We start from the raw sequence: 14359 nt of genomic DNA, 5'->3' as shown, positions 1-14359 counted from the left end.
TTGTTCTAGTCCTGTGCGCGCCGGGAACGGAACGCATACCCGGGCCGCGATACCGAACTGTGACTCGGCGCGGCCCCGATGCGGGCTTCCGTGCGGGCGCCGGTGCGGGCTTCGGTGCGGGCTCGGGCGCGGCTCAGGAACTGCCGCACCCGCCGCCACCCCCGCAGCTCGACCCGCAGGAGCTCGACGACCCGCACGAGCTCGACGAGGACCCGCAGGAGTGCGAGGACGACCCGCAGGAGGAGTGCGAGGACCCGCCGCAGGAGTGGTGCGAGGAGCCGTGGCCGCCCGAGGAACCGCAGGAGGAGGTTGTGGTCGACCCGCACCAGACCACTGTCCCGGTGCCCGCGCTGCCCCCGAGGCCCGGGTCGCTGCTCCCCCGGGAACCGGAGCCCCGGGAGGAGCGGGGCGGGCGGGTGGAGGAGTACGGGCCGGTCAGCGCCTCGCGCAGCGCCCGGTGCTCGGACGCGCGGAGCGCGAGGGTGCCGTCCAGGGCGAACGCGCCGACCAACTCGGCGTGCTCGGCGGCGACCTCGTACGGCCGCCACGGGGTGCTGCCGCGGACGAGCAGCAACTGGCGCCGCCCGGCCGGGGTGATCCGGCTCCTCGCGGGGCGGGTGGCGATCAGGCTGATCACCGTGAACAGCACCAGCACGCCGTACGGGGGGAACGGCGGTGCGGTGGTGTCCCACTTGGGGTCGTCCAGCCACTGGACGGTGGAGACCACGCCGAGCACCACCGTCACGAGCAGCGCCAGCACCACCAGCTTGCGGGCCCGCCAGGCGGCCTTCAGCGCGGCGGGGTGGCGCATCAGGCCGCGGGCGGCGAGCGCGTCGCCGATCCGCTGTACCTCGGGGCTGCCCGTCACGGAGGTGCGCAGCACCGACAGGTCGCGCCCGGCCCGGCCGCCGACGGCGGTGACCAGGACGCGCTCGACCGGGTCGGACGTCCCCTCGGAGGTGACGGTGACCCGGCGGGCCCGGGAGATCACCACCCGTCCCTCGCGCTCCATCCGGACCAGGACGGTGTCGACGACCCGGGCCGGGCCGCCGGCCAGGAAGGCGACGTCCAACAGCGGCTGGCCGCGTCCGGGCAGCCCCTTCGGGTCGGTGACCCGACGGCTGCGCCAGTTGAAGACGGCGGCGACGGCGAGTGAGAGCGCGACGAGCGCGAAGGCCAGGAAGAACCGGAAGTTCCACATCCCCCGTGGATCCCTTCTGTGGGCGGCGCGGCGCGGGACGGTGCGGCGCTGCGCGAAGTGTGGTGGTGCGGGACGGTGCGGCGCGGAGCGAAGTGTGGCGGCGCGGGATGGTTCGGTGCGGAGCGAAGTGTGGCGGCGCGGCACAGTGTGACGTGGGACGAAGTGTGGCCGCGCGGGACGGTGCGGCGCTGAGCGAAGTGTGGCCGCGGGCGGTGGGCCGGTTACGGGTGCGCCTTCGCCGTCCGGCGCGGTAGCAGGCGGCTCCAGCGGGAGGCGGTGGGGTGCAGCAGGCGGCGCAGTGCGGGGTGCCAGGGGGCGTCGGGGGCGGCGTCGAGGGCCCATGCGGCGAAGGCCCGGGCGTCGGCGCGGTGGCCGCCGGTGAGCGGTCGGCCGCTGGCGTAGCGGGCGAACAGCGGGGCGAAGTCGGGACCGAGCAGGTCGGGGAGCTCGGGCAGCAGGTGGCCGACGGTCTCCCGGCGCTTGGCCAGCAGGCCCTCGGCCTGGCCGCGCAGTTGCTCCGGGTCGAAGCCCGCGGGGGCGGGACCGCCCGCCACCAGGGCGGCCAGCAGTTGCTCCTGTCGGTGGGCCAACTGGACTCGAGCGAGGGCGAGTTCGGCGTCGGCACGGTCGCGGATCAGGTACTCGTGCTGCTCAGACACGGGCGGTCTCCCTGCGGTGGAGGTGCTGGACGCGGCGGATGGCGTCGAGTTCGGCGGACAGTTCGGCGGGCGGCGGGTACGCGCCGTCCCGTTCCAGCAGCACCCCGGGCGGGTCGGTGCGGGCGCAGAGCGCGGCCAGCACGTCCAGCACGGGCGCGGTGACGGGGTGGGTGTGGGTGTCGTGCCAGACGCCGTCCCGCTCGACGCCGCCCGCGACGTGCACGTAGGCGAGGGCCTCCAGCGGCAGCCGGTCGAGTTCGGCGGCCGGGTCGACGCCCAGGTTGACGTGGTTGGTGTGCAGGTTGGCGACGTCCACCAGCAGGCGGACGCCGGTGCGTTCGACCAGTTCGGCGAGGAACTGCGCCTCCGTCAACTCGTCACCAGGCCATGCGAGTTGGGCGGCGATGTTCTCCAGGGCCAGCGGTACGGGCAGCTCCTGCTGGGCGATCCGGACGTTGGCGACCACCACCCGCAGCGCCTCCCGGGTGCGCGGCACCGGCAGCAGGTGTCCGGCCTCCAGGCCGCCCGCCCGGACGAACGCCAGGTGCTCGCTGACCAGCGGCGCCCCGAGCGCCTCGGTGACGGCGGCCAGCCGGGCCAGCCGGGCCGGGGCGGGGACGGTGGCGTCCCCGAGGCCGAGCGAGACGCCGTGCGGGACGACCCTGACGCCGCGGGCGCGCAGCTCGACCAGCGAGGGCGGCAGATGGTCGGCGCAGACGTTCTCGGCGACCACCTCCACCCAGTCCAGGCCGGGCATCCGCTCCACCGCGGTGTCGATCTCCGGGCGCCAGCCCAGCCCGGTGCCCAATCGCGGAATATCGGACGAAGACATATTCCACCCCCTTTCGCGGGGTTTTCCGGTCACCCGGATCCCCCGTTGCCGAGGGTGTATCCGCGGCGCGCCGATGCCAAGCGGGACACCGGAAACTCAGAGCTGAACTTGAGGTTTCACCCTCGCTGAACGAACTCCCGCCCGGGTGGGGGGAAATTCAGCAGCGCACGGACGAACGACTGGCTAACGTGACATGCCTATGACTTCGACGCCGTACCGCATCCGCCCGTTCGCACCCGCTGACGCCACCGGGGCCGCCGCGGCCTACCGGGCCGGTCGCCCGCACCTGGTCACCACCCCCGAAGTGGTCGCCTGGCAGGCCGAGTTGCCGCACTACCACCTGCTGGTCGCCGAGCGGGCCGGCCGGGTCGTCGGCACCGCCCGGTTCGGCCCGGTGCCCGAGAGCACCACCCCCCACCAGGGCTTCCTCAACGTCAGCGTGCTCCCCGAGCACCGCGGCGCGGGCATCGGCACCGCGCTGCTCACCGCCGCCGAACGGGACCTCACCGCCCTCGGCGTCCGGGACGCGCACAGCTGGGTCGACGACACCCCCGAGGCCCTCGCCTTCGCCGCCGCCCGCGGCTACCGGCGCAGCGGCCGGGCCGGCCGCTTCTCCGGCCTCGACCTCACCGCCCCACTGCCCCCGCTGCCGCCCACCCCGCCCGGCGTCGAACTGCGCACCGCCGCCGACTTCCTGGACGACCCGTACCCGATCTACCTGGTCGACATCGACGGCGCCCGCGCCGAGCCGGGCGACCTCGTCCTCGACGACCAGCCGTACGAGGGCTGGCTCGCCGAGATCTGGCAGCGCCCCGACCAGGACCACACCCTCACCGCGGTCGTCCTGGTGGACGGCGAGGCCGTCGCCTTCTCCGCCGCCCAGACCGACGGCCACCGCACCTACTGGTCCGCCTTCACCGCGACCCGCTCCACCCACCGCGGCCGCGGCCTGGCCAAACTCGCCAAGGCCCACTCCCTGCACCGCGCCAAGGCCCGCGGCCTCACCGCCGCGTACACCCAGAACGACGCGGGCAACGCCCCGATGCTCGCGATCAACGCCTGGCTCGGCTACCGCGAGTGCGCGGCGGAGTGGAAGCACACCCGGGCGCTCGACGCGTAGCCGCGCAACCGCGCAGGGGCGCGGGACTTGGCGAGCGGGATGGTGCAACCAGGGGCGTGGGGAGGGTTGCTGCGTCGGCGGGATGGTGCAACCAGGGGCGGGGAGGGCTGCCGCGTCGGCGGGATGGTGCATCCAGGGGCGCGGGGAACTGCGCGCAGCGGCAGGTGAACGCCAGCAAGGTCGCGGGGAGGGCGGTGAGTTGATGTCCGCTCGCGATCTTGCGGCGGGTGCCTGGTTGCTCGCGCAGTTCCCCGCGCCCCTGGCTTCGCCGGGTGTGCGCGGCAGGTCGTCCCGGGTTCCTGGCTTCGCCGGGTGTGCGTGGCGGGTCTTCCCGGGTTCCTGGCTTCGCCGGGTGTGCGCGGCAGGTCTCCCCGCGCCTCTGGCTTCGCCGGGTGTGCGCGGCAGGTCTCCCCGCGCCCCTGGCTTCGCCGGGTGTGCGCGGCAGGTCGTCCCGGGTTCCTGGCTTTGCCGGGTGTGCGCAGCAGTTCCCCGCGCCACTGGGTGGGCTGCGCTCTCCGCGGTTACGCGACGTCCACGCCGTGGTCGCGGGCCAGGCCCGCCAGGCCGTCGGACCAGCCCTGGCCCACTGCGCGGAGTTTCCAGCCGTCCGCCGGGTGGCGGTAGACCTCGGCGACCAGCATCGCGGAGACCGCCGGGTCAGCGGGCGGACGGAAGACCCAGTGGCCGCCGCCGCAGACCAGTTCCACCGCCGGGTCGACCAGGTCCGCGCAGGTGCCGTCGCCGTCCGCGTCCAGGTTGACCGAGATCGCCACCCGCCGTACCGCGTCCGGGAGCCGGCCGGTGCGCACGGTCGCGCTGCGGTCGTCCGGGCGCAGGGTGACGGCGCCGTCCTCCGCGGTCGGCTGGTGGTAGAAGACGAAGTCCTCGTCACGGCGGACCCGGCCGTCCGCGTCGAGCAGCAGCAGCGTCAGGTCGGCCTCCGCGCCGCCCGACCGGAACCGGACGCGCACCTCCTCGCCCGGCAGCACCAGGTTCTGCCCCGGAGCCAGTTCGACGGCAACGGCGGAGGCGCTCCGCTGCACGGGTATCGCCGCAGCCGCAGCCGTAACCGGAGCCGGAGCCGAGGCCATAGCCGGAGCCGGAGCCGGAGCCGGGCCGAGCCGCCCCGGCAGGCCCTGTTCGTGCAGCAGGGCGAGCAGCATCGGCCCGTCGACCAGGGTGAGCGGCTGCCCCTCGGCGTGCTTGCGGGAGCCCGGTCCGAAGCCCGCCGTGGTGACCAGGATGCCCCGGTTGGCGCCCTGCCGCCGCATGGTGGACTCCAGGTCGCGGACGGCGCTCGGCGGGACGGTCTTCCGGTAGCGCTTGGCCTGGATGACGATCTTCCCGCCGGTGATCGGGTCCGGGTCCTCGGCCAGCACGTCCACGCCCTCGTCGCCGCTGCGCGCGGTGGTGCTGGTGCGCAGGCCCCGGCGGCGGAACAGTTCGGCGATCAGCTCCTCGAACTCCAGCGGGTCCATCTCGAACAGGTCGGGTCCTTCGCCGTCCACCACCGGGGAGGGGACGGGAGCGGGGGAGGGGGCCCCGGCCGCGGAGGTCGGCACCTCGGCCACCGTCCCGCCCTTGTCCGGCCGGGCCGCGATCCGCCCGCCGAGGGCGTCGACCAGGCAGTCCAGCGGGGCGACCCGGTCCAGGGCCAGGCCCGCGAAGACCTCCCGGTCGACCTCCACGGCCAGCAGGCAGCGCTCGCCCTCCCGTCCGGTCGCCGGGTCGGTGGCGACCACCACCCCGTTCAGCCCCACCGAGGCGAGCAGCCCGTCGGCGTCGGCCCGGAACACCTCCGCCAGCACCCGCAGGGCGCACTGCGCCAGCACCTCGCGGTACAGCTCCCGGCGCTGGCCGACCGGCCGGGCCACCTCGTCCTCGCGGTCCTCGGAGCGGACGTACCGGTACCGGCCCACCGGCGGCACCACCTCGTACGGCGGCAGCTCCCAGCGCACCACCAGCCGCCGGGCCGACGCGTCCCAGGAGGTCTCGCCGTCGGCGGGGAAGCCGTCCGGCCAGTCCTCGCGCCAGTCGACGACCGCCTCGAAGTACTCGGCGACCGCCGCCGCCTCGCCCGCCCGCAGCCGCGCCGCCAACCGCCCGGCCTGCGCCGCCTGCCCGGCCAGCAGCCGGTGCCGCTCGGCCGCCCACGCCTCGTACTGGGCGCGGTACTCGGCGAGCCGGTACTGCCGCTGCTGCTCGGCCGCCCAGGCCGCCTGCCAGTCCCGTTCGAAGGCGGCCCGGGCCTGCGCCGACTGCTCCTCCCACTGCCGCCGCGCCCCCGGGTGGTACGCCTGCGGGCCCGTCGGGGGCGGCACCAGGTACCAGTTCTGGTCCGGCATCGGCACCGGCACGCCCAGCGGACCGGGGTCGAACGGCGGCACCGCCGGACGGCCCCCCGCGGCCGTCGAGAACCCGGGCCCGGCCAGCCCGGTCGCCAGCACCCCGCGCAACTCGGCGACCCGCGCGTCCAGTTCGGCGCTCCGCCGGGCCGCGTCCGACTCCCGCCCCTGCTGGTACGCCTTCAGCGCCTCCCGCTCGCCCCGGGCCGCGGCCCGCTGCGCCTCCCGCTGCGCCCGCTCGTTCTCGCGCTGCGCGGCGGCCGCCGCCCTGCGCTGCGCCTCGGCGCGCCGGTGCTGCTCGCGCTGCGCCTCGGCCAGTACCGACCACACCCCGGAAGACCGCCGCCGCGCCACGCCCGCCCCACCCACGTCCAAGTCCGTTCGGAAGACGATCAGTCTTCCACGCGGACGGTACCCGCGGCACCCGCCGCCGTACCCTGGCCGGACACCCCGGCCGACCGCGGCACGGGGGAGCGAGACGGGGGAGGCCCGCGATGAGCCGCACGACGGTGAACGGCGCCACGCTGCACTACGACGAGGCCGGGCCCGCCGACGGGACGCCGGTGGTCCTGCTCCACGGGCACCCGTTCGACCGCACGCTGTGGGACCCGCAGGTCCGGGCGCTCGCCGCGGCCGGGTACCGGGTGGTCACCCCCGACCTGCGCGGCTACGGCGGGAGCGAGGTGACGCCCGGCAAGGTGCTGCTGGCCGACTTCGCCGACGACGCCGCCGCCCTGCTCGACCACCTGGGCATCGGGCGCGCGGTGGTCGGCGGCGTCTCGATGGGCGGCCAGATCGCCATGGAGTTCCACCTCCGCCACCCGCAGCGCGTGCTGGCGCTCGTGCTGTCCGACACCTCGGCCCCCGCCGAGACGGAGGAGGGCCGGGCCTTCCGCAACCGCCTCGCCGACCGGCTGCTCGCCGAGGGCATGGGCGGCTACGCGGACGAGGTGATCGACAAGATGCTCGCCCCCTACAACGTCACCGCCCTCCCGGAGACCGCGGCCCGCGTCCTGGGCATGATGCGCGGCACCGACCCGCGCGGCGCCGCCGCCGCGCTCCGCGGCCGGGCCGAGCGCCCCGACTACCGGGACACCCTGCGCACCGTCACCGTCCCGACCCTGCTCCTGGTCGGCGTGGACGACGTCTACACCCCCGTCACCGACGCCGAGGCGATCCGGGCCCTCGTCCCGCACGCCGTGCTGACCGTCGTCCCCGACGCCGGGCACCTCCCGGGCGCCGAACAGCCCGAGCGCTTCAACGCCGCGCTGCTGGACTTCCTCCGCACCTGGCTCCCGGCCTGAGCGCGCACCCGAAGCCGCCGAGGGCCCTCCCCGGCAGTCGGGGAGGGCCCTCGGGCGGGCGGGAGGCGGCCGCTACTCGGCGGGCTTCAGCTTCAGCGAGATCGAGTTGATGCAGTACCGCTGGTCGGTCGGGGTGTCGTACCCCTCGCCCTCGAAGACGTGCCCGAGGTGGCTGCCGCACTTCTTGCAGCGCACCTCGACCCGGCGCATGCCGAGGCTGGTGTCCTCCAGGTACTCCACCGAGTCACCGGCCAGCGGCGCGTAGTAGGACGGCCAGCCGCAGTGCGAGTCGAACTTCGTCTCGCTGCTGAACAGCTCGGCACCGCACGCCCGGCAGCTGTAGACGCCGACCGTCTTGGTGTCGGTGTACTCGCCGACGAACGGGCGCTCGGTGCCGGCCTCGCGGAGCACGTGGTACTCCTCCGGGGTCAGCTCGGCGCGCCACTCGGCGTCGGACTTCTGGACCTCGTAGCTCACGGCGACTCTCCAGCTCTCCAGCTCGGAACGGGGACGTCAGACAGCAGGTGCAACGTCCGCCAGGGCGGCCAGAATTTCCGGGCCCAGGTTGGTCACGTCGCCCGCGCCCATGGTCAGCACCAGGTCACCGGGGGCGGCCAGCGAGGCCAGCAGCGCCGGGGCGGCCGCGAAGTCGTGCTCGGCCCGGACGTCCGCACCGGCCCGGCGGGCCGCGTCGATGATCAGCTCGGCGGTGACGCCCGGGATCGGGTCCTCGCGCGCCGGGTAGATGTCCAGCACCACCGAGGCGTCGGCCAGCGCCAGCGCCCGCCCCATCTCCTCGGCCAGCTGCTGGGTGCGCGAGAACAGGTGCGGCTGGAAGACCACCAGCACCCGGCCCGCGCCCGCCGCCTCCCGGATCGCCTCCAGGTCGGCCGCCATCTCGGTCGGGTGGTGCGCGTACGAGTCGATCACCTGCACGCCTCGCGCCTCGCCCTTGAGCTGCAGCCGCCGCCGCACCCCGGTGTACGCGCCCAGCGCCTTCGCCAGCCCCTCCGCCGGGACGCCCAGCGCGACGCCCGCGGCCAGCGCCGCGACCGCGTTGTGCGCGTAGTGCCGACCCGGCACGGAGACGGTGAACACCAGCCGCTCGCCGCCCAGCTCGACCGTCACCTCGCTGGTCATGCCGCGCGCCGCCACCTCCAGCACCCGCACGTCCGCGTCCTCGGCGGCGCCGACCGTCACCACGTTCAGCCCGTCCCGGCCCGCCACCCGGCGGGTCAGCTCGCGGGCGCCCTCGTGGTCGGCCGAGACCACCAGGGTGCCGCCGGGCTGGATGCGGCCGACGAAGGTCTCGAAGGACTCGTAGATCTCCTCGATCGACGCGTAGTTCGCGTGGTGGTCCAGCTCCACGTTCAGCACGATGGCCACCTCGGGCGCGTACTTGTGGAAGCTGCGGTCGCTCTCGTCCGCCTCCGCGACGAAGATCTCGCCCGCCCCGTGGTGCGCGTTCGACCCCGGCGCGTCCAGGTCGCCGCCGATCGCGTACGAGGGCTCCAGGCCCAGCTCGCCCAGGCTGACCGCGAGCATCGAGGTGGTCGTGGTCTTGCCGTGCGTCCCCGCCACCGCCAGCGCCCGGCGCCCGCCCATCAGCGCCGCCAGCGCGTCCGACCGGTGCACCACCGGCACCCCGCGCTCGCGGGCCGCCACCAGCTCCGGGTTGTCGGCCCGGATCGCGCTGGAGACCACCACGCTGCTCGTCCCGGCCGGGAGGTGCTCCGCGGCGTGCCCGACGAACACCGTCGCCCCCAGCTCGCGCAGCGCCCGGACGGTCTCCGACTCCTTCGCGTCGGAACCCGAGACGGTCGCGCCGCGCACCGCGAGGATCTTCGCCAGACCGGACATGCCGGCGCCGCCGATGCCGATGAAGTGCGGGGCGTGCAGGTCGTGGGCGGCGTCGTTCAAGGCTGGCTCCGTACGGGCGTGGGTGATGGACGGGTCCCGGTGCCCGCGCGATCGGGGACACCGGGACGATTCTGCCCTAACCGGGAGACCGGTCAGGCTTCGCTGGCGAACAGCTTGAGCACCGGGACGCCGACCTCGTGCCGGGCGCGGGAGGCCCAGTCCCGGTGGAAGAACTCCTCGACGAAGTGCGGGGAGGTCAGCACCAGCACCTCGTCGGCGCGGTTCTCCTCCACCACCTCGCGCAGCCGCACCAGCGGGTGCGCCTCGACCACCTCGCCGACCGCCTCGGCCCCGGCCCGCTGCAGGTGGCGCAGGCTGTGCTCCAGGGATTCGCCCGCGAGGGTGGGCGCGGCCTCCGCGCCGTCGTCGTGCTCGTGCACCGCCTGGTCCAGATGGCCGAGGGCCACGTCGTCCAGGGCGCGCAGCAACTCGTCCTGCTTGCCGCGGGGTTGCATCAGGACGACGAAGGAGACCTTCTCCTCGCCGTGGAGCGTGGTGACCAGCTCCACGTCGGCGTCGGAGAGTGCCTTCTCGATCATCAGTACGGTCTTGAACACGTGAGTCCCTTCGCTGGTGCGGGCCCCCGGGTCCGGCTCCCTGCTCCCCTCCTTCATAGTGCCCGGAGGAAGGATTCCTCACGCTGCACACGCGCCACACGGATCACATGATCCACATCGGTCAGGATGCGGCTCAGGTGCGGGCGGGGACGCTCGGGGAGCGGTCCGGATCGGTCGGCCGCAGATAGCGGGTGAAGAGGAAACCTTTCTCCTCGATCAATGACACCAGCCGCATCGGTCGGACGTCCGGGATTCGCGGCGCGTTCACGATCCTCGGTGAATCACCGCCCGTCACCAGGGGCGCCACCGACAGGCACAACTCGTCCAGCAGACCGTCCGCCGCGAGCTGACCGAGCAGGCGGGGACCGCCCTCCGTGAGCTGGCGGCGCCAACCACGCTCCGTGAGCGCGGCCACCGCCAGGGGGAGGTCCACCGAGCCCGTTCCTGCGGTGATCACATCGGCTGCGGCGGCGACCCGGGCGAGCTTCTCGCGCGGCGCGTCGACCGTGGTCAGGACCACGGTCGGCACCAGCGGCTCGGTGAACAGCGGCGCCGAGAGGTCCAGTTCCAGGCTCCGCGACACCACCGCGATCACCGGCGCGGGCGACTGGCCCGCGGCCGCCCGCGCCGCCGCGAACTCCGCCCGCGCCCGCGCCGGCCGGTACCCCTCGGCCCGCACCGTCTCGGCCCCCACCAGCACCACGTCGCACAGCGCCCGCAGCACCCCGAAGATCCGCTTGTCCGCCTCGCTGGACAGCCCCTCCGAGAGGCCGTCCAGCCGGGCCGCCCCGTCCAGCGAGGCCACCATGTTCGCCCGCAGCCACGCCCCCTCCGCCGGGTACGCGTAGGCCCGCGCCAACCACTCCAGGCCGCCGGGGGTGCCGGGGGTGTCACCGATCAGTTGCTCCATGCCCCGAGTCTCGCAGGGTGCGAGCGGGAGGGCGCGGCTCCGTGTCCGCGGCTTCCGCGCGCCTGGCTCCGCGCGCCTGGCTCCGCACGCCCGGCTCCGCGTCCGCGGCATCGCGTCCCCTGGTTCCGCGTCCCGGCGGCGCGAGTACCCTGTTGTTTCGTGTCTGCTGCCTCGGAGTCCGATATTCGCACCGCGATAGCCCTGACCGACCGGCGTCCGGTGGTGCCGGCCGAGCGGCTGGTGGCGGAGATGGTGCCGCCGCCGCGCTTCGCCGGGGTGAGCTTCGGCAGCTACCTGCCGGACTCCTCCCAGCCGAGCCAGTACGAGGCCGTCCAGATCCTGGAGTCCTTCGCCGCCGGGCTGAACGGCGCCGCCGAGCCGCCCAGGCGGGGCTGGTTCCGGCGCTCGGCGCCCGCGCCCGCCGGACCGGCCGGGATCTACCTGGACGGCGGCTACGGCGTGGGCAAGACCCACCTGCTGGCCTCGCTCTGGCACGCCGTGCCGGGCCCGAAGGCGTTCGGGACCTTCGTCGAGCTGACCAACCTGGTGGGGGCGCTGACCTTCCAGGGCGCGGTGAAGACGCTCAGCTCGCACCGGCTGCTGTGCATCGACGAGTTCGAGCTGGACGACCCGGGCGACACCGTGCTGGTGTCGACCCTGCTGGCCAGGCTGGTGGAGAACGGGGTCAAGCTGTGCGCGACCTCGAACACGCTGCCGGAGAAGCTGGGGGAGGGCCGGTTCGCCGCCGCGGACTTCATGCGGGAGATCCAGGGCCTGTCCGCGCACTTCCGCCCGGTGCGGATCGACGGCCAGGACTACCGCCACCGCGGCCTGCCCGCCGCCCCGCCGCCGTACGACGACGCCGAGGTGACCGCCCGCGCGGCCCGCACCCCGGGCGCCTCGCTGGACGACTTCGACGCCCTGCTGGAGCACCTGAAGGAGGTGCATCCCAGCCGGTACGGCGCGCTGCTGGACGAGGTCGGCGCGGTGTTCCTGCGCGGCGTGCGGCAGGTGGACGACCAGGCGACCGCGCTGCGGCTGGTGGTGCTGGCCGACCGGATGTACGACCGGGAGCTGCCGGTCACCGCCTCCGGCGTGCCGTTCGACCAGGTGTTCACCGAGGAGATGCTGCGCGGCGGCTACCGCAAGAAGTACCTGCGGGCGGTCTCCCGGCTGGTCGCGCTGGCCCGGGACTCCGCCAAGTAGCACCCGCTCTGTCGGTGGCCGGTCGTACGGTGGAGGGCGTGCGTCCCATCACGAGTATCGAGCGGTCCGTGGCGCCCTTCGAGGTCGTCAGCCCCTACCAGCCCAACGGCGACCAGCCGGCGGCCATCGCCGAGCTGGAGCGTCGGATCCGCGCAGGTGAGAAGGACGTCGTCCTGCTCGGCGCGACCGGCACCGGCAAGTCGGCCACCACGGCCTGGATGATCGAGAAGCTGCAGCGCCCCACCCTGGTGATGGCGCCGAACAAGACGCTGGCCGCCCAGCTGGCCAACGAGTTCCGCGAGCTGCTGCCGAACAACGCGGTCGAGTACTTCGTCTCGTACTACGACTACTACCAGCCCGAGGCCTACGTCCCGCAGACGGACACCTACATCGAGAAGGACTCCTCGATCAACGAGGAGGTCGAGCGGCTGCGCCACTCCGCCACCAACAGCCTGCTCACCCGGCGGGACGTCGTGGTCGTCGCCTCGGTCTCCTGCATCTACGGCCTCGGCACCCCGCAGGAGTACGTCGACCGGATGGTCCGCCTGAAGGTCGGCGAGGAGGTCGACCGGGACGCCCTGCTGCGCCGCTTCGTCGACATCCAGTACACCCGCAACGACCTGGCCTTCACCCGCGGCACCTTCCGCGTCCGGGGCGACACGATCGAGATCTTCCCGGTGTACGAGGAGCTCGCCGTCCGGATCGAGATGTTCGGCGACGAGATCGAGGCGCTCTACACGCTGCACCCGCTGACCGGCGAGGTGATCAGCCAGGACGACTCGGTCTACGTCTTCCCGGCCTCGCACTACGTGGCGGGCCCGGAGCGGATGGAGCGGGCGATCAACGGCATCGAGGCCGAGCTGGAGCAGAGCCTGGCCCGGATGGAGAAGCAGGGCAAGCTGCTGGAGGCCCAGCGGCTGCGGATGCGCACCACGTACGACATCGAGATGCTCCGCCAGATCGGCACCTGCTCGGGCGTGGAGAACTACTCGATGCACTTCGACGGCCGCGAGCCCGGCTCCCCGCCGAACACCCTGCTCGACTACTTCCCGGAGGACTTCCTCCTGGTCATCGACGAGTCGCACGTCACCGTCCCGCAGATCGGCGCGATGTACGAGGGCGACGCCTCGCGCAAGCGCACGCTGGTCGAGCACGGCTTCCGGCTGCCCTCGGCGATGGACAACCGGCCGCTGAAGTGGGAGGAGTTCCAGGAGCGGATCGGCCAGACCGTCTACCTGTCGGCCACCCCGGGCAAGTACGAACTGGCCCGCGGCGACGGCCAGGTCGAGCAGATCATCCGCCCGACCGGCCTGATCGACCCCGAGGTGATCGTCAAGCCGACCGAGGGCCAGATCGACGACCTGGTGCACGAGATCCGGCAGCGGGTGGAGAAGGACGAGCGGGTCCTGGTCACCACGCTGACCAAGAAGATGGCCGAGGACCTCACCGACTACTTCCTCGGCCTCGACATCCGGGTCCGCTACCTGCACAGCGACGTCGACACGCTGCGCCGGATCGAGCTGCTGCGCGAGCTGCGGGCGGGCGAGTACGACGTGCTGGTCGGCATCAACCTGCTGCGCGAGGGCCTCGACCTGCCCGAGGTCTCGCTGGTCGCGATCCTGGACGCGGACAAGGAGGGCTTCCTGCGCTCCGGCACCTCACTGATCCAGACCATCGGCCGCGCCGCGCGCAACGTCTCCGGCCAGGTGCACATGTACGCCGACAAGATCACCCCGGCGATGGAGCTGGCGATCAGCGAGACCAACCGCCGCCGCGCCGTCCAGCAGGCGTACAACGAGGAGCACGGGATCGACCCGCAGCCGCTGCGGAAGAAGATCGGCGACCTGCTCTCCACCATGGCGGGGGAGGACGTCGACACCGAGGAACTGCTCGCCACCGGCTACCGGCAGCAGGGCAGGGGGAAGGCGCCCGTCCCGGCGCTGGGCATCGACCGCAAGCCCGCCAAGGGGCTGCCCGCGGCCGAACTCGCCGAGCTGATCCAGGAGATGACCGACCGGATGCACACCGCCGCGGCCGAGCTGCAGTTCGAGGTGGCGGCCCGGCTGCGCGACGAGGTCAAGGAGCTCAAGCGCGAGCTGCGCCAGATGCGGGAGGCGGGAATGGCCTGATCCGGCGTTCGTCCCCCGCCGGGCGGTGGTAATTCACCGTCCGGCGGGGGTCGTTGTGTCGTAGTTTGGCCACAGTCCGCTCCTCCCGGGCCGCGGCGGAAGGGCGGCGGCGTAGGGTGGGGCGCGGTCTGCCCGGAGCTCGTACGTTCCGGGCACGGTCGGATGTGCGACGAGGA

At 73.9% G+C, this 14359-nt stretch carries 10 protein-coding genes and 1 pseudogene; 4 read left to right on the top strand and 7 right to left on the bottom strand.

Going from position 1 to position 14359, the window contains the following annotated elements; all coding sequences use genetic code 11:
* Positions 1–133 precede the first annotated feature (133 nt).
* Entirely contained in the window at positions 134–1201 is a 1068-nt protein-coding gene (locus tag QSK52_RS08920) for a TIGR04222 domain-containing membrane protein (RefSeq protein WP_285735378.1), read from the bottom strand.
* A gap of 221 nt (positions 1202–1422) precedes the next feature.
* A pseudogene (locus QSK52_RS08915) lies at positions 1423–2692 on the bottom strand (DUF692 domain-containing protein).
* A gap of 199 nt (positions 2693–2891) precedes the next feature.
* On the opposite strand from QSK52_RS08915, the gene QSK52_RS08910 reads away from it, so the two are divergent.
* Positions 2892–3812 carry a GNAT family N-acetyltransferase gene (locus QSK52_RS08910; protein ID WP_285735377.1) on the top strand — a complete coding sequence of 307 codons (921 nt, stop codon included), beginning with the start codon at positions 2892–2894 and terminating at the stop codon, positions 3810–3812.
* A gap of 521 nt (positions 3813–4333) precedes the next feature.
* Here QSK52_RS08910 and QSK52_RS08905 read toward each other — a convergent pair.
* The gene (locus QSK52_RS08905) at positions 4334–6487 is read right to left on the bottom strand and encodes a restriction endonuclease (RefSeq protein WP_285735376.1); all 2154 of its coding nucleotides are present in this window, start codon (positions 6485–6487) and stop codon (positions 4334–4336) included.
* Between the two features lie 164 nt (positions 6488–6651).
* On the opposite strand from QSK52_RS08905, the gene QSK52_RS08900 reads away from it, so the two are divergent.
* Entirely contained in the window at positions 6652–7461 is an 810-nt protein-coding gene (locus QSK52_RS08900; protein ID WP_285735375.1) for an alpha/beta fold hydrolase, read from the top strand.
* Between the two features lie 72 nt (positions 7462–7533).
* On the opposite strand, the gene msrB is transcribed toward QSK52_RS08900, so the two are convergent.
* The 4 genes from msrB to QSK52_RS08880 form a co-directional block, all read right to left on the bottom strand.
* A complete protein-coding gene (gene msrB, locus QSK52_RS08895) occupies positions 7534–7938 on the bottom strand; it encodes a peptide-methionine (R)-S-oxide reductase MsrB (protein ID WP_285735374.1) in 405 nt (134 codons plus the stop codon).
* A gap of 36 nt (positions 7939–7974) precedes the next feature.
* Positions 7975–9381 carry a UDP-N-acetylmuramate--L-alanine ligase gene (gene murC, locus QSK52_RS08890; protein WP_285735373.1) on the bottom strand — a complete coding sequence of 469 codons (1407 nt, stop codon included), beginning with the start codon at positions 9379–9381 and terminating at the stop codon, positions 7975–7977.
* 92 nt (positions 9382–9473) lie between these two features.
* Positions 9474–9938: an indole-3-glycerol phosphate synthase gene (locus QSK52_RS08885; RefSeq protein ID WP_285735372.1), complete on the bottom strand. Its 465-nt coding sequence runs from the start codon at positions 9936–9938 to the stop codon at positions 9474–9476.
* A 133-nt stretch (positions 9939–10071) separates the two neighbouring features.
* Positions 10072–10848, bottom strand: coding sequence for a pyrimidine reductase family protein (locus QSK52_RS08880; protein ID WP_285735371.1), 777 nt, complete (start codon positions 10846–10848; stop codon positions 10072–10074).
* Between the two features lie 249 nt (positions 10849–11097).
* Here QSK52_RS08880 and zapE point away from each other — a divergent pair, with 249 nt between their 5' ends.
* Together zapE and uvrB are read left to right on the top strand one after the other, a co-directional pair.
* Entirely contained in the window at positions 11098–12054 is a 957-nt protein-coding gene (gene zapE / locus QSK52_RS08875) for a cell division protein ZapE (RefSeq protein WP_435053202.1), read from the top strand.
* A 38-nt stretch (positions 12055–12092) separates the two neighbouring features.
* The gene (gene uvrB / locus QSK52_RS08870) at positions 12093–14183 is read left to right on the top strand and encodes an excinuclease ABC subunit UvrB (protein WP_285735369.1); all 2091 of its coding nucleotides are present in this window, start codon (positions 12093–12095) and stop codon (positions 14181–14183) included.
* Positions 14184–14359 lie beyond the last annotated feature (176 nt).

Source organism: Kitasatospora phosalacinea, assembly GCF_030268885.1.
GTDB classification, from domain to species: Bacteria; Actinomycetota; Actinomycetes; order Streptomycetales; family Streptomycetaceae; genus Kitasatospora; species Kitasatospora phosalacinea_C.
Note: the sequence above shows the minus strand (reverse complement) of the source record. Positions and strands in the feature narration are given on the sequence as shown.

Bases quoted from the DNA above. Each gene is read 5' to 3' on its own strand.
- QSK52_RS08920 (WP_285735378.1), bottom strand. From the start codon at position 1,201: ATGTGGAACTTCCGGTTCTTCCTGGCCTTCGCGCTCGTCGCGCTCTCA.
- QSK52_RS08880 (WP_285735371.1), bottom strand. From the start codon at position 10,848: ATGGAGCAACTGATCGGTGACACCCCCGGCACCCCCGGCGGCCTGGAG.
- QSK52_RS08910 (WP_285735377.1), top strand. From the start codon at position 2,892: ATGACTTCGACGCCGTACCGCATCCGCCCGTTCGCACCCGCTGACGCC.
- zapE (WP_435053202.1), top strand. From the start codon at position 11,098: ATGGTGCCGCCGCCGCGCTTCGCCGGGGTGAGCTTCGGCAGCTACCTG.
- QSK52_RS08900 (WP_285735375.1), top strand. From the start codon at position 6,652: ATGAGCCGCACGACGGTGAACGGCGCCACGCTGCACTACGACGAGGCC.